This window comes from Testudinibacter crocodili, assembly GCF_006228025.1.
Lineage (GTDB): Bacteria > Pseudomonadota > Gammaproteobacteria > Enterobacterales > Pasteurellaceae > Chelonobacter.
Window position 1 is genome coordinate 37,121 of record NZ_VDHF01000078.1, and the last position, 19,103, is coordinate 56,223.

At 46.8% G+C, this 19,103-nt stretch carries 17 protein-coding genes and 1 tRNA gene; 13 read left to right on the forward strand and 5 right to left on the reverse strand.

The window, feature by feature from the left end; all coding sequences use genetic code 11:
* Positions 1-4: 4 nt before the first annotated feature.
* A complete protein-coding gene (parC, locus tag FHQ23_RS08890) occupies positions 5-2,248 on the reverse strand; it encodes a DNA topoisomerase IV subunit A (protein WP_139614012.1) in 2,244 nt (747 codons plus the stop codon).
* Positions 2,249-2,267: 19 nt separating this feature from the next.
* Entirely contained in the window at positions 2,268-4,211 is a 1,944-nt protein-coding gene (gene parE / locus FHQ23_RS08895) for a DNA topoisomerase IV subunit B (protein WP_139614013.1), read from the reverse strand.
* 296 nt (positions 4,212-4,507) lie between these two features.
* On the opposite strand from parE, the gene FHQ23_RS08900 reads away from it, so the two are divergent.
* From FHQ23_RS08900 to FHQ23_RS08910, 3 genes are all read left to right on the forward strand, one after another.
* A complete protein-coding gene (locus FHQ23_RS08900; protein ID WP_139614014.1) occupies positions 4,508-5,167 on the forward strand; it encodes a hypothetical protein in 660 nt (219 codons plus the stop codon).
* A gap of 72 nt (positions 5,168-5,239) precedes the next feature.
* Entirely contained in the window at positions 5,240-5,887 is a 648-nt protein-coding gene (locus FHQ23_RS08905) for a YchE family NAAT transporter (RefSeq protein WP_139614015.1), read from the forward strand.
* A complete protein-coding gene (locus FHQ23_RS08910; protein WP_139614016.1) occupies positions 5,887-7,512 on the forward strand; it encodes a peptide ABC transporter substrate-binding protein in 1,626 nt (541 codons plus the stop codon). The genes FHQ23_RS08905 and FHQ23_RS08910 overlap by 1 nt, the downstream gene beginning before the upstream one ends.
* A 117-nt stretch (positions 7,513-7,629) precedes the next feature.
* On the opposite strand, the gene ribA is transcribed toward FHQ23_RS08910, so the two are convergent.
* A complete protein-coding gene (gene ribA / locus FHQ23_RS08915) occupies positions 7,630-8,304 on the reverse strand; it encodes a GTP cyclohydrolase II (protein WP_139614017.1) in 675 nt (224 codons plus the stop codon).
* Between the two features lie 204 nt (positions 8,305-8,508).
* On the opposite strand from ribA, the gene nagK reads away from it, so the two are divergent.
* Positions 8,509-9,426, forward strand: a complete 918-nt coding sequence (gene nagK, locus FHQ23_RS08920; protein ID WP_139614018.1) for an N-acetylglucosamine kinase — start codon at positions 8,509-8,511, stop codon at positions 9,424-9,426.
* Between the two features lie 3 nt (positions 9,427-9,429).
* Here the strand turns inward: nagK and FHQ23_RS08925 are convergent, their stop codons facing one another.
* Positions 9,430-10,008 carry a YceB family lipoprotein gene (locus tag FHQ23_RS08925; RefSeq protein ID WP_176552290.1) on the reverse strand — a complete coding sequence of 193 codons (579 nt, stop codon included), beginning with the start codon at positions 10,006-10,008 and terminating at the stop codon, positions 9,430-9,432.
* A gap of 157 nt (positions 10,009-10,165) precedes the next feature.
* Between FHQ23_RS08925 and FHQ23_RS08930 the strand changes: the two genes are divergently transcribed.
* From FHQ23_RS08930 to truB, 9 genes are all read left to right on the forward strand, one after another.
* The gene (locus FHQ23_RS08930; RefSeq protein ID WP_139614020.1) at positions 10,166-10,858 is read left to right on the forward strand and encodes a hypothetical protein; all 693 of its coding nucleotides are present in this window, start codon (positions 10,166-10,168) and stop codon (positions 10,856-10,858) included.
* Between the two features lie 75 nt (positions 10,859-10,933).
* On the forward strand, positions 10,934-11,671 hold the full coding sequence (locus FHQ23_RS08935) for a phosphotransferase (protein ID WP_176552291.1): 738 nt from the start codon (positions 10,934-10,936) through the stop codon (positions 11,669-11,671).
* Positions 11,668-11,802 (forward strand): hypothetical protein, encoded by a 135-nt coding sequence (locus tag FHQ23_RS12595; protein ID WP_267963674.1) that lies wholly within the window; start codon positions 11,668-11,670, stop codon positions 11,800-11,802. The genes FHQ23_RS08935 and FHQ23_RS12595 overlap by 4 nt, the downstream gene beginning before the upstream one ends.
* A gap of 124 nt (positions 11,803-11,926) precedes the next feature.
* A tRNA-Met gene (locus FHQ23_RS08940) sits at positions 11,927-12,003 on the forward strand.
* A gap of 240 nt (positions 12,004-12,243) precedes the next feature.
* Positions 12,244-12,705 carry a ribosome maturation factor RimP gene (gene rimP, locus FHQ23_RS08945; RefSeq protein WP_139614022.1) on the forward strand — a complete coding sequence of 154 codons (462 nt, stop codon included), beginning with the start codon at positions 12,244-12,246 and terminating at the stop codon, positions 12,703-12,705.
* A 47-nt stretch (positions 12,706-12,752) separates the two neighbouring features.
* The gene (nusA, locus tag FHQ23_RS08950) at positions 12,753-14,237 is read left to right on the forward strand and encodes a transcription termination factor NusA (RefSeq protein WP_139614023.1); all 1,485 of its coding nucleotides are present in this window, start codon (positions 12,753-12,755) and stop codon (positions 14,235-14,237) included.
* A 15-nt stretch (positions 14,238-14,252) separates the two neighbouring features.
* Positions 14,253-16,913, forward strand: coding sequence for a translation initiation factor IF-2 (infB, locus tag FHQ23_RS08955; RefSeq protein ID WP_139614024.1), 2,661 nt, complete (start codon positions 14,253-14,255; stop codon positions 16,911-16,913).
* A 139-nt stretch (positions 16,914-17,052) separates the two neighbouring features.
* Positions 17,053-17,439 (forward strand): 30S ribosome-binding factor RbfA, encoded by a 387-nt coding sequence (gene rbfA, locus FHQ23_RS08960; RefSeq protein ID WP_139614025.1) that lies wholly within the window; start codon positions 17,053-17,055, stop codon positions 17,437-17,439.
* A gap of 11 nt (positions 17,440-17,450) precedes the next feature.
* A complete protein-coding gene (truB, locus tag FHQ23_RS08965) occupies positions 17,451-18,377 on the forward strand; it encodes a tRNA pseudouridine(55) synthase TruB (RefSeq protein ID WP_139614026.1) in 927 nt (308 codons plus the stop codon).
* Positions 18,378-18,456: 79 nt separating this feature from the next.
* Here truB and smpB read toward each other — a convergent pair whose 3' ends face one another.
* On the reverse strand, positions 18,457-18,939 hold the full coding sequence (smpB, locus tag FHQ23_RS08970; RefSeq protein ID WP_139614027.1) for an SsrA-binding protein SmpB: 483 nt from the start codon (positions 18,937-18,939) through the stop codon (positions 18,457-18,459).
* Between the last annotated feature and the right edge of the window lie 164 nt (positions 18,940-19,103).

Sequence of the window (19,103 nt, forward strand, 5' to 3'; positions counted from 1 at the left end):
GCGGTCACACTACTTCAATCTCCATACTACTGTGCAATCCGCGCGGCAATTGTCCGCCACGGCGACCACGTTCGCCTTTGAATTTCTCCAAATCCTCCGGTTTCAACGTGACTTTGCGCCGTCCGGCATGGAAAATCAGGCTATTTTCCGGTTTGATTAACAGGATTCGGCTTAACAGCTCTTCACGCGATTTTGCATTGGCGGGCGGAATACTGATCATTTTATTGCCTTTGCCTTTCGACAGGCTCGGTAGATCGGTGACCGGGAAGATTAGCATTTTGCCGATCGAAGAGATCGCGACTAATAACATATCATCCTCTAATACGGCTTGTGGTGGCAACACTTTGGCGTTTTCGGTCAGATTGATCAAGGCTTTCCCCGCTTTGTTACGTGAAATCAGATCTTCAAATTTACACACGAAGCCATAGCCCGAATCGGACGCCATCAGATAGTCTTGTTGTTCGTTATCCATCAATAATTGTTCCACCACAGCGCCGCTTGGTAGGCTGAGTTTGCCGGTCAGGGGTTCGCCTTGGGAGCGGGCGGACGGCAAGGCGAGCGGATCGAGCGCATAGCTGCGACCACTGCTGTCGATAAACACCGCCGCTTGGTTGCTTTTACCGTTGGCGTGCTGCAGGTATTTATCGCCGCTCTTATAGTTCAAGCCTTGCGCGTCGATTTCATGTCCCTTGGCGCAGCGCACCCAGCCCATTTCCGAGAGAATGACGGTCACCGGCTCGGCAGGCAGCATGTCGGTTTCGGAAATCGCTTTGGCCTCGGCTCGTTCTACAATCGGTGAGCGGCGTGGGCTGGCATAGGTTTTGGCATCTTGCTGAATCTCTTTTTTGATCAACGTATTGAGACGGCGTTCTGATCCTAAAACCAGTTGCAATTGATCGCGCTCTTGCGCTAATTCGTCTTGTTCCGCCTGAATTTTGACCTCTTCCAATTTGGCTAAATGGCGCAATTTCAAGTCGAGAATCGCATCAGCTTGGATTTGGCTGAGATTGAAACGTTGCATCAATACCGCTCTTGGCTCGTCTTCGTGGCGGATAATTTCGATCACTTCATCAATATTTAAATAGGCGATCATCAAACCGTCCAAAATATGCAGCCGAGCCAACACTTTGTCCAAGCGATATTGCAAACGACGTGTGACGGTGGTGCGGCGGAAGGTCAGCCATTCTCTGAGAATCGTATGTAGATTTTTGACTGCCGGTTTTTGATCCAAGCCAATCATATTCATGTTGACCCGATAGCTTTTTTCTAGATCGGTAGTGGCAAACAGGTGATCCATCAATGGTTCGAGATCGACCCGATTGGAACGTGGCACAATCACGATCCGGGTCGGATTTTCGTGATCGGATTCGTCACGCAAATCATCGACCATCGGCAATTTTTTATTGCGCATCTGTTCGGCAATCTGTGCGATTACTTTGGAGCCAGAGGTTTGGTGCGGAAGTGCGGTTATGATCACTTCGCCGTCCTCTTTCTTCCAAATTGCCCGCATTTTGATCGAGCCGCGCCCGTTTTGGTACAGCTTGGCGAGTTCCTCTTTCGGCGTGATAATTTCTGCTTCGGTCGGAAAATCAGGGCCTTGCACAATGGTTAATAACTGTTCAAGCGTGGTTTGCGGATTATCCAACAACAGCACTGCTGCTTCGGCAATTTCATTCAGATTATGTGGCGGAATGTCAGTCGCCATCCCGACCGCAATGCCGGTGGTGCCGTTGAGCAAAATATGTGGCAAGCGTGCCGGCAGATATTGCGGCTCTTCTAATGTGCCGTCAAAATTTGGTTGATAATCGACCGTGCCTTGCCCCAATTCGGATAGCAACACTTCGGCAATTTTCGACAAACGCGATTCGGTGTAACGCATTGCTGCGAAAGATTTCGGATCGTCCGCTGCGCCCCAGTTGCCTTGCCCGTCCACCAACGGATAACGATAGGAAAAAGGCTGTGCCATCAGCACCATCGCTTCATAACAGGCGCTGTCACCGTGCGGATGGAATTTGCCTAGCACATCGCCGACGGTACGTGCCGATTTTTTGTATTTGGCGGAGGCATTCAGCCCCAATTCAGACATCGCATAAATAATCCGCCGTTGCACCGGTTTCAAGCCGTCGCCGATAAACGGCAGGGCGCGATCCATAATCACATACATCGAATAGTTTAAATAGGCTTTCTCGGTGAAATGCGCCAGTGGCATTTGTTCTACGCCTTCGTAGTTAATTTGTTGTTCACTCATGTTTTATTACCTGCGAGGATTAAACTGCTAAATCGGCGTGGTTGCCGTTGAGTTGCAGCCAGTTTTTACGATCTTCAGAACGTTTTTTCGCCAGCAGCATATCCATTAATTCAAGCGTTTGGTTGGTCGATTGATGTTGCTCAACTGCACTTTCATCTTGCGCTATGGTTTCTGTTTCTGCTTGTTGATAGGTCAATTGCACTAAACGGCGAGTGTTCGGATCCATGGTGGTTTCGCGCAGTTGTAGCGGATTCATTTCGCCCAACCCTTTGAAGCGCTGTACGTTCGGCTTACCGCGCTTGCCTTTTAGGCGATCTAAAATACCCTCTTTTTCGCCCTCGTCCAAAGCGTAAAACACCTCTTTGCCTAAATCAATACGGTAGAGCGGTGGCATTGCCACATAGACATGCCCTTGCTGCACCAAATTCGGAAAGTGGCGTAGGAACAGTGCACAGAGCAGGGTGGCGATGTGTAGCCCGTCGGAATCGGCATCGGCGAGGATACAGATTTTGCCGTAACGCAGTTGCGATAAGTCATCGTTGTCAGGGTCGATGCCCAGCGCCACCGCAATATCGTGGATTTCGTTAGATGCCAATACTTGATCGGAAGCCACTTCCCAGGTGTTCAGAATTTTGCCGCGCAACGGTAAGATTGCCTGAAATTCACGGTCGCGCGCCTGTTTGGCAGAGCCACCGGCGGAGTCGCCTTCGACTAAAAACAGTTCGGTTTTATTCAGATCTTGGCTGCTGCAATCGGCGAGTTTGCCGGGTAGTGCCGGACCGCTGACCAGTTTTTTACGTACCACTTTTTTGGCGGCACGTAAACGGCGTTGTGCCGAGTTGATCGCCATTTCCGCCAATAATTCCGCCTGTTGTACGTTTTGGTTCAGCCACAAACTGAAGGCGTCTTTCACCGTGCCGGCGACAAAAACCGCACTTTGGCGTGATGACAACCGTTCTTTGGTCTGTCCGGCAAATTGCGGATCTTGCATTTTCAGTGACAGCACATAAGCACAGCGATCCCAAATGTCATCAGCGGTCAGCTTCACGCCGCGCGGCAACAAATTGCGGAATTCGCAAAATTCACGCATCGCATCGAGCAAGCCTTGGCGTAAGCCGTTGACGTGCGTGCCGCCTTGCGGGGTTGGGATCAGGTTGACATAGCTTTCGCCCAATAATTCGCCACCGTCTGGCAGCCACATCAATGCCCAAGTGACGGCTTCAGTATCAGCCTTAAATTCACCAACAAACGGAATTTCAGGAATGGTGGCGACGTCCTGCACGCTTTCTTGCAGGTAATCTGACAAACCGTCTTGGTAGCACCAACTTTCCTGCGTACCGTTCACTTTATCGGTGAAACTGATTTCCAATTTCGGACACAGCACTGCTTTGGCGCGTAACAGGTGGCTTAAACGGCTAACCGAAAATTTTGCCGAGTCGAAATATTTCGGATTTGGCCAAAAACGCACCATGGTGCCGGTATTGCGCCGTCCGCAGCTGCCAATCACTTGTAGCTCTTCGATTTTTTTACCGTTGGCAAAAGCAATACGATAGATTTCGCCGTTGCGTTTTACCGTCACTTCGACTCGATCCGACAGCGCATTCACCACCGAGATCCCCACGCCGTGCAAACCGCCGGAGAACTGGTAATTTTTATTGGAAAATTTGCCGCCGGCGTGCAGCTTGGTTAGGATCAATTCTACCCCGGAAATTTTTTCAATCGGGTGAATATCCACCGGCATGCCACGTCCGTTATCAATCACTTCCAGCGATTGATCTTCGTGCAAAATCACCTCGATTTTGCTGGCGTAACCGGCAAGGGCTTCATCGACGCTGTTATCAATCACCTCTTGCCCTAAGTGGTTGGGACGGGTAGTGTCGGTGTACATGCCCGGTCGTAGTTGCACCGGTTCCAGATCTTTGAGGACGGTAATGTCGTCGGCTTGGTAGTTCGAGGTTGTCATATCAGCTTTTGTTCAGATGTCAGGTTAAATGCAAAATTGCCCAATTCTATCAAACCTGCCATGAAATCGACAATCTTAATTCGGTTTATTTGCTGCTGATTAACTATTTTGCTGGCAATCTCAGTGAGATAAAATAAGAAAAGTGTTTTTACATTTATTGTAATTCGCTATAGAATAGGCTCCAGTTTTTAAAGTAATAACTTATAGTTAGTATTTTTAAATCAAGTCATTGGCATAAGTAAAAACACTGAGATTTGTTTGGTGAGCGTCAATTTTGATAACGGTATAAAAATAAGATGAATATAAATACAATTGGAATAATCGTATCACTATCGTTGTCTGTCGTGGGCTGTCAAAATAGCGCTATTAAACAATGGGATGAACAACATTCGCGCCCTTCGCTGCACATCGGGAATAATACCGAGAGCGTCATCAAGATCTCCTATGATATTAGCAGCGCAAATCAAAGTACACAGAATGAATATAACCTCAAACGCCTACAAAAAAACCGAGATTGGGTCAACCAACTGAGCCAACAAAGCAAAACCGTAGAACAATTTAAGCCGGTGAAACTGGACAATATTGATACTGTTAATCCAAATGCCTACCTTTATATTGATGAGTACAATGTGCGTTTAGGCAAAGTGCGGGTTGGCTTGGGGGCCTTTGCCGATTATCGTCTGGCATCGCTGGGTTCAAGTGACAAAAGTAAGATCTATTCCAATATCCAAGTGTACAACTGTAGCGAACGTAGTAGTATCACGGCGATTACTTACACCTATACCGCCAATACCGACGAAACACAAGTGTTCGCACCGGAATCTACCTGGGAAACCCCGCGTCAAGGAACGGCACAGCGTTGGCTGATGAATGCGGTCTGTTCGGCAACACTGGTTGAAACTGACGACAGTTCCCTTGCGGTCGGTTACAGCGTGTTGCTTAATCAGTTGGGCTAACACAATAGCCGTTATCTCTCAGGTATGGCATAATAGGTAATATATTATGCTGTTGAAAGAGGTTCATTGGGGATGGCGGATTTTAATTATTCTATTTATATTCAATTTTTTATCGGCTTGGTGGCGGTGGTGAATCCATTCGGTGTACTACCGATTTTCGTCGGTATGACCTCTAACCAATACGAAGCGCAGCGCAATAGAACCAACTTAACGATGTGTATTTCCGTTGCGGTGATTCTGTTGACCAGCCTGTATTTGGGGCAGATCATTCTCAATCTTTTTAATATTTCACTGAATGCGTTCCGTATCGCCGGCGGTATTTTGATTGTCTCGATTGCAATGAGCATGATCAGCGGTAAATTGGGCGAACAAAAACAAAACAAAGAGGAGAAAAGTGCGGATCTATCTGATTACGGCAACATTGCAGTGGTGCCGCTGGCAATGCCGATTATGGCAGGGCCGGGCACGATCAGCTCGACCATCGTATGGGCTTCGCGCTATCATAGTTGGCTGGATTTCATCGGCTTCACCCTTGCCATTTTAGTCTTTTCCGTATTTTGTTATTTCTTGTTCCGTTCTGCACCGTTTGTGGTGAAAACCTTGGGTAATACCGGCAGCAATGTGGTCACACGGATTATGGGGGTTATCTTAATGGCGCTGGGTATTGAAGTTGCTGCTGCAGGGATCGGCAATCTCTTTCCCGGCTTGGTGAATGGTTAATGATGAAGTGGTTTAAGCAAAGACATTACTGCCGTTGCAAAACACTACTGATGTTCGGCAGCTTGTCGCTGCTGATCTCACTTTTTGGTTGCGATTGGCAGTCGCCTGAGCCTGAAACCAAGCAACCGCAAAGTACGCTTGAGCTGCCGGATCAAAGCCGTTATCTATTAAAACGCGGGCTTTATACTTCCGGCTTTACTTTACAGCCACAACAGTTGTCTGATGACTCACAATTGCCACTGATTCAGGATTTATATGAAGGTCTGGTACGTATTGATCAAGATGGCAAAGTGCAGGGTGGTGCGGCGCAATCTTGGCAGCAGCAACAGTATAAAATTTGGACCTTTCAGTTAAGACCGGGGCTGCATTGGTCAAATGGAGAACCGTTGACGGCGCAGGATTTTGTACAAAGTTGGTATGCGTTGGCAGTGCAGGCACCGGACAATCCACTCAGCGAATATTTGCGCTTTATGGCGATTGAAAATGCGGAAAAAGTGTTGAGCAAAGAATATGGTGTCGAAATGTTGGGTATTAAAGCGTTGGATGCCGAGACGCTACAAATCACCTTATCGCAACCGATGCCCTATCTACCGCAAATGTTAAGCCATGTTGCGTTGTTGCCACAATATCAAGGGGAAAGCAATGGCACCTTGGTTAGCAACGGTGCTTATAATCTGCTATACCGTCACACGACCGATTTATTGTTGGAAAAAAATCCATTTTATTGGGATGTTGATAATGTTTCGTTCCGTAATGTCAGTTATCATGCGCTCGACAGCAGCGATAATCCGGCGCACTATGATCTGGTGCGTCAAATAGCACAGCCTGCTCCGCCGCAGATGCAACAATTGGCACTGCCGACACTCTGCAGTTATTATTACGAATTTAATTTTCGTCATCCACGGCTAGCGCAAAGTGCGGTGCGTAAAGCATTGACAGCGATGATCTCTCTGCCGGAAATCAATAGCGATATTGCGAATATCGGGCGGATCAATACCAAATTTTTACCACGCGATATGCAGTCACAACAGGCGGAGCAGAGCTGGACGCCAACAGTGACCGAACAATTGCTGGCACAGGCAGGGGTGGATGGCAGTCAGCCACTGCGTTTGCGTTTGACTTATGAGCAGCAGGGTATTCACCCACAACTTGCACAACGCTTGATTCGGATGTTGTCACAGTCTGACTTGATTCAGATCCAGGCGCAGGCGGTCACACGCCAGCAATTGTTGCAACAACGAGAGCAAGGGGATTTTGATTTGATTGGTTCCGGTTGGTGTGCAGACTATCCCGATCCTTCGGCTTTTTTTAGTATTTTTCACAGCCAGAGCGCCAATAACAAAGTCGCTTACCACAACCCACAGCTGGACGAGCTGTTGCAAAAAAGTGTTGAAAGTGCGGTAACTGAAGCCGAACGGTTGCAAATTTATCAACAAATTGAGCAAGTGATCAATCAGGAACAGTTGGTATTGCCACTGTTTCAGTATTATAACTACTATTTGATCAAATCTGATTTGGCGGGCTATGCCAATCCAGCAGTTACTAGCAGTATTTATAGCCGTGATTTGTACCGCAGAATCCGCCTGACTCAATCAGAACAACTACCTGGGCAGGCTGAGCAGTAACGTGCCAGATCAAAACCTGTTGTGAGCGCCCATGCCAAATTGCCAACCCCATTATTAGGTGAACTGGAACCGTACTTTCAACTTGCAATGGTGGTTGGCACTGTTGGTAGTGTTAACTTATTCGCCAATTTGTTCACGTTGGCAAGAGCAGCAAACGCCGTGTTGATGATGGCTATGTTCGCTATGCTCATGGCTATGCACAATCAAGTGCCCCATTTTCTCGGCTTTAGTGCTTAAATAAGCAGTGTTATAACGGTTTTCGCCCACATTCAGTGCCACTCGCTCGACCACGTTGATGCCCGCTTCGCGCATTGTGTCGATTTTGTTGGGATTGTTGGTCAGCAACCGCACTTTTTTAACGCCTAGTAGCTCGAAAATATCAGCACAGACCGCAAAATTGCGCTCATCGGCAGCAAAACCCAGTGCTTCATTGGCTTCGATGGTATCCAAGCCTTGATCTTGCAGTGAATACGCCTTGATTTTATTGATCAAGCCAATTCCGCGCCCCTCTTCACGGTGATAAATCAGCACGCCACGCCCGGCTTCACTGATTTGGCGAAGTGCGGTTTCCAATTGAAAGCCGCAGTCACATTTCAGGCTGTGCAAGGCATCACCGGTTAAACACTCGGAGTGGATTCGTGCCAGCACCGGATTGTGTTCACTGTCGCTGATGTCGCCCATCACCAGAGCCGCATGTTCTTTGTGGGTATCGGGAAATTCAAAACCGACCATCCGGAAAATACCGAATTTAGTCGGCAACTGAGCTTCCGCGACTAATTGAATTTTTGACATTATTTTTCCTTGTTCTATGCTGATTTAACATACGGCAGTATAACCGCACTTAGCTTAAAGCTTGTCTCTTTTTTTAAATGGATTCAATAGACAGCGCCACCTTTTGCATTTTTCCACCTTTTTTTGCGATTCCGTGCAATGTATCAAAGAAATAACCGCCGTTTTTCGCTAGAATCTAAGCAATCATTGTTAACGGAGTAGATTATGTATTATTACGGATTGGATATTGGCGGCACCAAAATTGAATTGGCGGTTTTTAACCAAAAGTTGGAAAAATTGCACAGTGAGCGGGTCAACACCCCGAAAGAGGATTACCATGAGTGGCTTGAAGCGGTTGCCGGCTTGGTGGAGCGTGCCGACAGCCGTTTTGAATGTAAGGGAACGGTGGGAATCGGGATTCCGGGATTTGTCAATCGTGAAAGTGGATTAGCGGAGATCACCAATATTCGTGCGGCGGATAATCGCCCGATTATTTTTGATTTGAGCCAGCGTTTAGATCGTGAAGTGCGGGCAGAAAATGATGCCAACTGTTTTGCTATTTCCGAAGCTTGGGCGGAAGAGAATCAGCAATATCCGTTTGTGTTGGGCTTGATTTTGGGCACTGGTTTTGGCGGTGGCTTGGTGTTCAATGGCAAAGCCCATGCCGGCCATGTCGGTATGGCAGGCGAGTTGGGACATCTTCAACTCAACTATCACGCCTTAAAATTATTAGGTTGGGATAAAGCCCCAATCTATGAGTGCGGTTGCGGCAATCGTGCCTGTTTGGATACTTACCTGTCCGGTCGCGGCTTTGAAATGTTGTATCGTGATCTCAAAGGTGAGGCGCTGTCGGCAAAAACCATTATTGAACGATTTTATGCCAACGATGCCACAGCAGTCAGTTTCGTACAGCTATTTATTGAATTAACCGCGATCAGCATCGGCAATATTATTACGGCATTGGATCCGGATATGATCGTACTGGGCGGTGGCTTGTCTAACTTTGATTATCTGTACCAAGCGTTGCCGAAAGCCTTGCCGGCGCATTTGATGCGAAGTGCGGTGGTGCCGGTGATCAAAAAAGCCAAATATGGTGACTCCGGCGGTGTGCGTGGTGCAGCGGCACTCTTCTTGAGCCGTTAGAATTTATAACAACGTTGAAGTTTCCAATACGATTTTCCCGTCGCTGACACGCAATTTTTTCACCATCTGTTTAATCATATTTTGGGTGGTATCGTTGCTGTCGAGAGTGTACACCGGAAATTGGTTCAGCAGCGTTTGCACAGTACTGTTTAACATCGGCATAATCAATTGCAGCTGGTCGGCATATTTTTGCGGCTGCGACGACCAGCGCAACATCCGCAAGTTTTTCAGATAAACTGCGCCCTGCTCGGCGTTATATTCGGGTTCCACATCAAATACCAAGTTAATCCGACTGTCGAATTGCTGGTTGTTATAAGAAAATGCTGCACTGACAATGCCGTCCAACTCGATTTTATTACTGTTATTGCGCCCGACGTTTGCTTGCATTTGATCGACTTTATAGCGGATATTGATTATTCCGGGCAGATTAAATTGATCGTTAAAGCCCAATTTTTGGCTCAGATAGTGATTGATTTGTGCCTCACTAATCTCGATGTTGTTGGCATTAGCCGACAACGGCAAGGCAAACGGCAACATAAAAAACAGCATGAACAGAATACGAATAACGGGCATTTGAAGCATAAAAAACATCCTTGAAGGTTTAAATCAGTGAAAAAAAACGATAGAATGAAGCAATTTTTCTATTTTGTGAATAAATTTTAATCACTTGGTTTTGAGCCAATCTATTTTTCATTAAGTGATTCTCAATGAATCCGTTTCAAATAAAATAAGGAATTCTATGAAAAACTCTCTTATAAAAACAGCAGTGCTGTCTGCGGTGTTAGCATTGACCGCTTGTAGTCATTTGACCGATCAAAGCGGCACAAGTTCAACATCGGCTCAATCAGTGTTGAATCAGTCTTTTGCTCAGTTGGAGCAAGCGGCGGCTAATCAAAACAGCTTTCAGTACCAATTGAATAAAGAGATGTATAAAGCTTATTTCAATGGTGGTTCACTCAGCTATGTGTTGCAGCAGGGTGAAAAAGGTGAGCGTAAAGTTTTTTATAAAGCAGGAAAACTGTATGGGGTACAAGATGCCGAGGGCAGTTACGAATTTGATGCAGCTGGAAAATTGATCACTGCGTTAAATTCTAGCGGTAATGCTTTGTCATTGTCGGCTGAAGCGCTGGCGAAAAAACAGCAGGAATTGAATGCCACTGGCAAAAAATTAGCCGCAATGTTGAGCAGCAATTCAGCGGATCGCTCGGTCGGATCGATCAGAACCGGTGGCGATGCTAAGCTAAATTATTTGTGTATTGCCAAAATTCAACAAGTGGCATCGACCAAACGGGTATTTCGCAGCTCACCGAATAAAGCCGGCAGCACCAGTCGCTTGACCGCAGATGTACGTTTGAATGGCAACCAGTATTACAATATGGATTGTCAACTACAGGGTGAGCGTGTCGTGTTGCTGAGTTTAATTCAAAAATAATTTATCTAAACCGGATGGGAATATAAAAGAGCGGTTCGGAGTGCCAACCGCTCTTTGCCTTTTTGAAAAATGATAATGACAAATTTACAGCAAACTATTGTGCAAGTGTTAAATGCCAATCGAGGTGAACGTGTCGTTGCGTTCGATGTTGGCCATCAGAAATATTGGCTGAAACAAGCGGAAAAAAGTACTGGATTTATGCGTATTTTGAAAGCGAATCCGCAGCGGGCGCTGGCGCAAGAAATTCAGGCGCTGCAATACCTGAATAAAGTGGGGGCGCCTTGTGCCGAGCTGGTGGCGTGGGACGATGATTATTTGGTGCTGAAGGATGTTGGCGCAACGGTCGATCAATGGCTGCAAAATTCTGCCTGTGACCAACAACAAAAACAGCAGATCATCAATGATTGTGCAATCGCTTTGGCAGAATTGCATGCTTTGGATCTGGTGCATGGTCGTCCGGCAACACGGGATATCGGCTGGGAAAATGGCAAAGTGCGGTTTATTGATTTCGAATCAACGTTGAATATCGACCGTTTGCAGTGGAATAAAGCCAGAGATTTGATTATTTTTATTCACGATCTTTATCGTAACAGTTTGCCTCAGCAAATGGTTGAAAGTGCGGTATCCCGCTATTGTCAGCAGGCAAACGGTGAGCAAAATTGGCAATATGCATTGCAGATATTACATAAATACCGTTTTTTATATCCGTTATTTAAACCGTTTTATTCGATTGCTGGCAAAGATCTGCTGGCAGGTTTAAAGCTTTTTGAGTATTGGCAAAAGAATAATGGCAAGCAAGAGGTGAATAAATGAAATGGATTTTAATCGTTGTGTTAGCGCTGGGGTTGGCGGCTTGCAACAATGGCAGTATCAGCGGCGGTGTTGGTGGCGGTAGCATTGGTATTGGCGGTCAAATCGGGATTTCCGGTGGCATCGGGCTTTAAAGGTAGCGCACTTTTGTGTGCTGTTGAGGTAATAATCGGATTGAATTTGGATTTCAGCGCTTTTTATTGACGGAAAACTTGCTATTTCTGGTTTAACTCATTACAATACGCCCATATTTTCGGACGCGGGGTGGAGCAGCTTGGTAGCTCGTCGGGCTCATAACCCGAAGGTCGTTGGTTCAAATCCAGCCCCCGCAACCAATTGAAATTTGCTTTCAGCTCAAGTTTCAATGTAAAGCCAAAACGCAACGGGTGCTTTGTTTTAGCGGTTTTAAAACAAAAACATCAGCTTCCGGTTCTAGCCTACAAAGCCCCGATATGGGGTTTTTTTGTGCAATAATTTTGACTGTTTAGCCTTGGCTGAACCATTTTGAAACGGGCTGTCAGCCCTTTTTTTATATCTTATTTTTCAATAAATCGTTTTCTTGATTGGGGGTTGTCTTGGCAACATTGGAACAAAAAATACAGGAATTGGTACAGGATTCCATTGAGGCACTGAATTGTGAGTTGGTCGGCATTGAGTGCCAACGCAGCGGTCGTTTTCTGACGGTGCGAGTCTATATTGATAAAGACGGCGGCGTGAGTGTTGATGATTGTGCCGATGTCAGCCGCCAAGTCAGTGCGATTATGGATGTCGAAGATTTGATCGCCGACAAATATAATTTGGAAGTGTCATCGCCGGGATTGGACAGACCGCTGTTCAGCTTAGCGCATTATCAGCGTTTTATCGGACAAGAGGTCAGCGTACATTTGCGTGTGCCGGTGTTGGATCGCCGTAAATGGACCGGCAAACTGGACGGTGTTGCAGGCGATGTGATTACCCTGACCGTGGATGGCAACCCGCAAGTATTTGCCTTTGGGAATATCCAAAAAGGCAATATTGTTTATAAATTTGAAGATTAATTTTGATCATGGCACAGCAAAGTGCGGTGATGTAGACAGAGGCGAAAATGAGTAAAGAAATTTTATTAGCGGCCGAAGCCGTATCTAACGAAAGATTATTACCGCGTGAAAAGATTTTTGATGCGTTGGAAAATGCTTTGGCAATTTCGACCAAGAAAAAACATGAAATGGATATCGATGTGCGTGTGGTTATTGACCGTAAAACCGGCGATTTTGAAACCTTCCGCCGTTGGTTAGTGGTCGAAGAAGTCACTGCGCCAACCAAAGAGATTACTTTGGAGGCTGCGCGTTACGAAGAGCCGGAAATTCAGTTGGGCGAATTCATTGAAGATGAAATCGAATCCATTGCTTTTGACCGCATCACGATGCAGACCGCACGCCAAGTGATCAGCAGCAAAATTCGTGAAGCGGAAAGAAACAAAGTGCTAGAGCAGTTCCGTAGCCAAGAGGGGGAAATCGTCACCGGTGTGGTGAAAAAAGTCAGCCGTGATGTGATTCAACTGGATTTGGGCAACCAAGCGGAAGCCGTGATTATGAAAGAAGATATGCTGCCGCGTGAAAATTTCCGCCCGGGCGATCGGGTGCGTGGTGTGTTGTATCAAATTAAACCAGAGTCCAAAGGCGCACAGCTGTTCGTTACGCGTGCTAAACCGGAAATGATCATTGAACTGTTCCGTATCGAAGTGCCGGAAATCGGCGAAGAGCTGATTGAAATCAAAGGTGCGGCTCGCGATCCGGGATCACGCGCTAAAATTGCAGTGAAAAGCAACGACCGCCGAATTGATCCGGTCGGGGCTTGTGTCGGTATGCGTGGGGCTCGGGTGCAGGCGATCACCAATGAATTGGGTGGTGAGCGTGTCGATATCGTATTATGGGATGACAATCCGGCGCAATTTGTGATTAATGCGATGGCACCTGCCGATGTCAGCTCGATTGTGGTCGATGAAGATAAACATTCGATGGACATCGCAGTAGAGTCAGCGAATTTAGCACAAGCCATCGGTCGTAACGGTCAGAATGTACGCTTGGCAACCCAGTTGACCGGTTGGACACTGAATGTGATGACCACTGAAGAGCTGAACGAGAAACATCAGCAGGAAACCAGCAAATCATTGAATCTGTTTGTGCAACATCTGGATATCGATGAAGACTTTGCTGAGTTGTTGGTTGATGAAGGCTTCACCTCACTGGAGCAAATCGCCTATGTGCCGACCGATGATTTGATGGAAATTGATGGCATGGATGAAGATTTGATCGAAGAGCTGCGTGATCGCGCGAAAAGTGCGTTAACTACCATTGCGTTGACCGAACAGGAAAAGTTGTCGCAGTCAAATATTCAGCCGGAATTACTGGAATTGGACGGTATGGATCGCCATTTAGCCTTTAAGTTTGCTGAAAAAGGGATTACCAATTTGGAAGAGTTGGCAGAACAGAGTGTTGACGATTTATCCGATATCGAAGAATTAAGCGAAGAAAAAGCTGCAACATTGATTATGGCAGCGAGAAATATCTGCTGGTTTGGCGCAGAGTAAATTGAGGGGGAATAGATGAGTAAAACAGTTAAACAGCTTGCTAATGAGATTAGCACCCCGCTTGAACAGTTATTAAAACAATTATCTGATGCCGGGATCAAAAAACTTGAGAGCGATCCGATTACGGCAGAAGAAGAACGACAGTTGTTGAAATCGTTGAGTGGCGAAGGCGTTAAACCAAAAAAATTAACGCTACAGAAAAAAGAGCGCAGCACCTTGAAAATCGCCGGTTCCGGTGGTAAAAACAAGGAAGTTCAGGTAGAAGTGCGGAAAAAACGAACCTTTACTCCGACATCTGCTGAGGATATCGCGAAACAAAAAGCCGAAGAGCAAGCTCGTCTGGAAGCAGAAGCTGCGGCAAAACGTGAAGCCGAACAGAAAGCCAAAGCAGAAGCTGAACTGCGAGCAAAACGGGAAGCGGAAGAAAAAGCCAAACGTGAAGCACAACAGAAAGCACGACAAGAAGCGGCGGCTAAAGCTGAACAAAGTGCGGTTGAAGCCAAAGAGAGCAAGAAAACCGATCCGGAAAAAGAGAAATTAAAAGCTCAAGAAGCCGAATTGCGCCGTAAAGCCGAAGCGTTGGCACAACAAAAAGCAGAAGAGAAAGCACGTAAAGCCGCAGAAGAAGCGCGTAAGCTAGCGGAATTGAGCGCTCATCATAAAGAAGAGCAACCAAAAACCGAAAGCTTCACCGATCTGCATCTGACTTCACGTTACGCCCAAGAAGCGGAAAGTGAGGAAGAACTGCGTAAAGAAGGGCGTGGTCGTGCGAAAAAAGCCAAAAAAGGCGGTCGTGATGATGATAAAAGCACCAAAACTGAGCGCGAAGCCAATCGCCGCAATCAGAAAAATATCAAAGGTGGCAAAAATCAACGCCGTGGCAGCTCGCTACAGCAAGAGTTCACCAAACCGGCACAACCGGTTAACCGTGAAGTGGTGATAGGTGAAACCATTACTGTCGGCGAATTGGCGGCAAAAATGGCAGTGAAAGCCACGGAAGTGATCAAAACCATGATGGGCATGGGCGCTATGGCGACTATTAATCAGGTGATCGATCAAGAGACTGCGCAACTGGTGGCGGAAGAGATGGGGCATAAAGTGATGTTGCGCCGTGAGAACGAACTGGAAGAGTCGTTGCTCAGTGATCGTGACAGCACTGCGGTGGAAGTCAACCGTGCGCCAGTGGTGACCATTATGGGACACGTTGACCATGGTAAAACCTCATTGTTGGATTATATCCGCAAAACCAAAGTGGCTTCCGGTGAAGCCGGCGGGATTACCCAACATATCGGGGCTTATCATGTTGAAACCGATAACGGCATGATCACCTTCTTGGATACACCGGGACACGCTGCGTTTACTTCGATGCGGGCGCGTGGTGCCAAAGCCACCGATATCGTGGTATTGGTGGTAGCGTCTGATGACGGTGTGATGCCACAAACTATCGAAGCGATTCAACACGCCAAAGCGGCAAAAGTGCCGTTGGTGGTGGCGGTGAATAAAATTGATAAACCGGAAGCTGATCCAGATCGTGTCAAAAATGAATTATCACAATATGATGTTATTTCCGAAGAGTGGGGCGGCGATACGCAATTTATCCATGTTTCCGCTAAAAAAGGCTTGGGGATTGATGAGTTGCTGGATGCGATTTTGGTGCAGTCAGAAGTGTTGGAACTGACCGCCGTCACCGAGGCAATGGCAAGTGGTGTGGTGATTGAGTCTTATCTGGATAAAGGGCGTGGTCCGGTTGCAACCGTGCTGATTCAATCCGGTACCTTGCGTCGTGGCGATATTGTCCTGTGCGGTTTGGAATATGGTCGTGTGCGTGCGATGCGTGATGAAAACGGTAAAGAAATTGCCGAAGCTGGTCCATCTATTCCGGTCGAAATTTTGGGACTTTCCGGCGTACCATCAGCCGGTGATGAAGCGACGGTAGTGCGTGACGAGAAAAAAGCGCGCGAAGTGGCATTGCACCGCCAAGGAAAATTCCGTGAAGTAAAACTGGCTCGTCAGCAAAAAGCCAAGTTGGAAAATATGTTTACCAACATGACCGAAGGCGATGTTGCCGAAGTGAATATTGTGGTGAAAGCCGATGTTCAAGGTTCGGTCGAAGCAATTTGCCAATCCTTGGTTGAATTGTCGACCGATGAAGTGAAAGTGAAAATTGTTGGCTCCGGTGTTGGTGGAATCTCAGAAACCGATGCAACCTTGGCAGCAGCGTCGAATGCGATTCTGGTTGGTTTCAATGTGCGTGCCGATGCTTCTGCCCGCCGTGTGGTGGAATCGGAAAATATCGATTTGCGTTATTACTCGGTGATCTATGATTTGATCAACGAAGTGAAAGCCGCGATGAGTGGCATGTTGGCGCCGGAATTCAAGCAGCAAATTATCGGCTTGGCAGAAGTGCGTGATGTATTCAAATCACCTAAACTGGGTGCGATTGCTGGTTGTATGGTCACAGAAGGGGTGGTGAAACGTAATAATCCGATTCGGGTTCTGCGTGATAACGTGGTGATCTATGAAGGTGAACTGGAATCATTACGTCGCTTTAAAGATGATGTCAACGAAGTGCGTAACGGCATGGAGTGCGGTATCGGGGTTAAAAACTACAATGATGTTCGCGTCGGCGACCAAATTGAAGTATTTGAAACGATTGAGGTTAAGCGCAGTATTTAATCGTATCATAATAATACGAGCGTTATGACAAAAGTAGGGGCGGATATACAATCTGCCCCTACGTTGCCTCATCAAATATCTTTGTCAAGAAACCGAGGCGATCATTTGATCGCCTTTTGCATAAACAAAGGAAAATAAAATGGCGAGAGAATTTAGCCGTTCGCAGCGAGTGGCGCAAGAGATAAAAAAAGAGATCGCAGTAATTTTGCAGCGTGAAGTGAAAGATCCGCGTATCGGCATGGTAACCGTGTCTGATGTAGAGCTTTCGCGTGATTTGGTGTATGCCAAAGTATTTGTCACGTTCTTGTTCGATCAAGATCAGGAAGCGGTAAAAAATGGTATGGAAGGGCTGCATCAGGCGTCCGGTTATATTCGTTCATTACTTGGCAAGGCGATGCGGTTGCGAATTGTACCGGAATTGCGTTTTGAATACGACAATTCGTTGGTCGAAGGGATGCGGATGTCAAACTTAGTCAGCCAAGTGTTGAATGAAGACAAAGCCAAACATAAAGATGATAGTGAATAAACGGAAAAATTGTGTCTAAACCAAGAAAACGAGGGCGTGATATTGACGGTATCGTGCTGCTCGATAAACCACAAGGGTTGAGCTCCAACGATCTGTTGCAGAAAGTCAAACGTCTGTATCAAGCCAATAAAGCCGGGCATACCGGTGCTTTGGATCCGCTGGCAACCGGAATGTTGCCGATCTGCTTGGGCGAAGCGACCAAGTTTTCTCAATTTCTGTTGGATGCTGATAAACGCTATCGTGTCACCGCAAAATTGGGAGAGCGCACCGACACCTCCGACGCCGAAGGACAAGTGGTTGCCGAGCGTGAAGTCAAGTGCGGTCTGGAGCACATTTTGGCGGCGCTACCGCACTTCCGTGGTGAGTTGCAACAAGTGCCGACCATGTTTTCGGCCTTGAAACACCAAGGCAAACCGTTGTACGAATATGCCCGTGCCGGCATTACGGTTGAACGTGAAGCTCGCCCGATTACGATTTTTGAATTGGAATTTATTGATTATCAAGCGCCATTTTTAACCCTTGAGGTACATTGTTCAAAAGGTACTTATATTCGGACTTTGATTGACGATCTCGGTGAATTTCTCGGCTGTGGCGCACACGTTACCGTGTTGCACCGAAGTGCGGTGGCGAATTACCCAACCCAGTCGATGGTGACGCTGCAGACCCTGCAACAACTGGCGGAACAGCAAGCGTTGAACTTATTGGATCAACATTTGTTGGCGGCAGATACTGCGGTGGCAAACTTGGCAAAAATCGATCTGAACCCAGAACAGACCCGAGCAATCAGCTTTGGGCAGCGGCTGCGTTTTGATAATCCGCAACAGCTACAAGGGCAAGTGCGGTTGTACAGCGATCAAGGGCGTTTTTTAGGCGTGGCAGAAGTGGACCAATACAGCGTGATTCACCCGAAACGGCTGGTGACTCAGTTTTTAGTCTAGCCCTAATTCAATTTGATATCGATAAAAAAGCCAAATCTGGGTTACAGATTTGGCTTCAATCTTTCCATCAGTTAGATAATTAACCTCTACTGCTGTGTTTCATAATCCGTTCTTTCGTGCGCTGCCATTCTCGGTCTTGGATCGCATCACGCTTATCATGTTGCTTTTTACCTTTTGCCAAGCCGATTTTGACTTTTGCCCAAGCATTTTTCCAATATAAGGAGAGGGCGACGATGGTGAAGCCGTCACGGTTGGCTTTGCCGAACAAATTGTCCAGCTCTCGTTTGCTGAGCAGCAATTTGCGGGTGCGGGTCGGATCAGCGACCACATGGGTAGAGGCAACATTCAACGGGGTGATCATTGCACCGAACAGATAGGCTTCACCGTCTTTGAAAATTACATAACTGTCACTGATATTTGCTTTGCCGGCACGCATTGACTTGACTTCCCAGCCTTGCAGCGACAAACCGGCTTCGATCTCTTCTTCAATAAAATAGTCGTGGCGCGCTCTTTTATTGAGGGAGATGGTGTTGGAACCGACTTTTGGTTTTTTCTTGGTCATTATTTTTCTGCTTCAAAGTCATTTAGTTAAAAGATAGCGCAAATTGTATCAATAAGTCGACAAAGCATAAAGGAAAAAGCGCAATAAAATTTCAACAGAGCCTAGGGTCTGTTGATCTTTGTTTATATTTTGAGTTGTTGTTTTAAAATGAGCACAATCTAGGC

Bases quoted from the DNA above. Each gene is read 5' to 3' on its own strand.
- rbfA (WP_139614025.1), top strand. From the start codon at position 17,053: ATGGCGAGAGAATTTAGCCGTTCGCAGCGAGTGGCGCAAGAGATAAAA.
- FHQ23_RS08925 (WP_176552290.1), bottom strand. From the start codon at position 10,008: ATGCTTCAAATGCCCGTTATTCGTATTCTGTTCATGCTGTTTTTTATG.
- FHQ23_RS08900 (WP_139614014.1), top strand. From the start codon at position 4,508: ATGAATATAAATACAATTGGAATAATCGTATCACTATCGTTGTCTGTC.
- FHQ23_RS08935 (WP_176552291.1), top strand. From the start codon at position 10,934: ATGACAAATTTACAGCAAACTATTGTGCAAGTGTTAAATGCCAATCGA.
- parC (WP_139614012.1), bottom strand. From the start codon at position 2,248: ATGAGTGAACAACAAATTAACTACGAAGGCGTAGAACAAATGCCACTG.
- ribA (WP_139614017.1), bottom strand. From the start codon at position 8,304: ATGTCAAAAATTCAATTAGTCGCGGAAGCTCAGTTGCCGACTAAATTC.
- FHQ23_RS12595 (WP_267963674.1), top strand. From the start codon at position 11,668: ATGAAATGGATTTTAATCGTTGTGTTAGCGCTGGGGTTGGCGGCTTGC.
- infB (WP_139614024.1), top strand. From the start codon at position 14,253: ATGAGTAAAACAGTTAAACAGCTTGCTAATGAGATTAGCACCCCGCTT.
- FHQ23_RS08910 (WP_139614016.1), top strand. From the start codon at position 5,887: ATGATGAAGTGGTTTAAGCAAAGACATTACTGCCGTTGCAAAACACTA.
- smpB (WP_139614027.1), bottom strand. From the start codon at position 18,939: ATGACCAAGAAAAAACCAAAAGTCGGTTCCAACACCATCTCCCTCAAT.
- nagK (WP_139614018.1), top strand. From the start codon at position 8,509: ATGTATTATTACGGATTGGATATTGGCGGCACCAAAATTGAATTGGCG.
- nusA (WP_139614023.1), top strand. From the start codon at position 12,753: ATGAGTAAAGAAATTTTATTAGCGGCCGAAGCCGTATCTAACGAAAGA.
- FHQ23_RS08930 (WP_139614020.1), top strand. From the start codon at position 10,166: ATGAAAAACTCTCTTATAAAAACAGCAGTGCTGTCTGCGGTGTTAGCA.
- FHQ23_RS08905 (WP_139614015.1), top strand. From the start codon at position 5,240: ATGGCGGATTTTAATTATTCTATTTATATTCAATTTTTTATCGGCTTG.
- parE (WP_139614013.1), bottom strand. From the start codon at position 4,211: ATGACAACCTCGAACTACCAAGCCGACGACATTACCGTCCTCAAAGAT.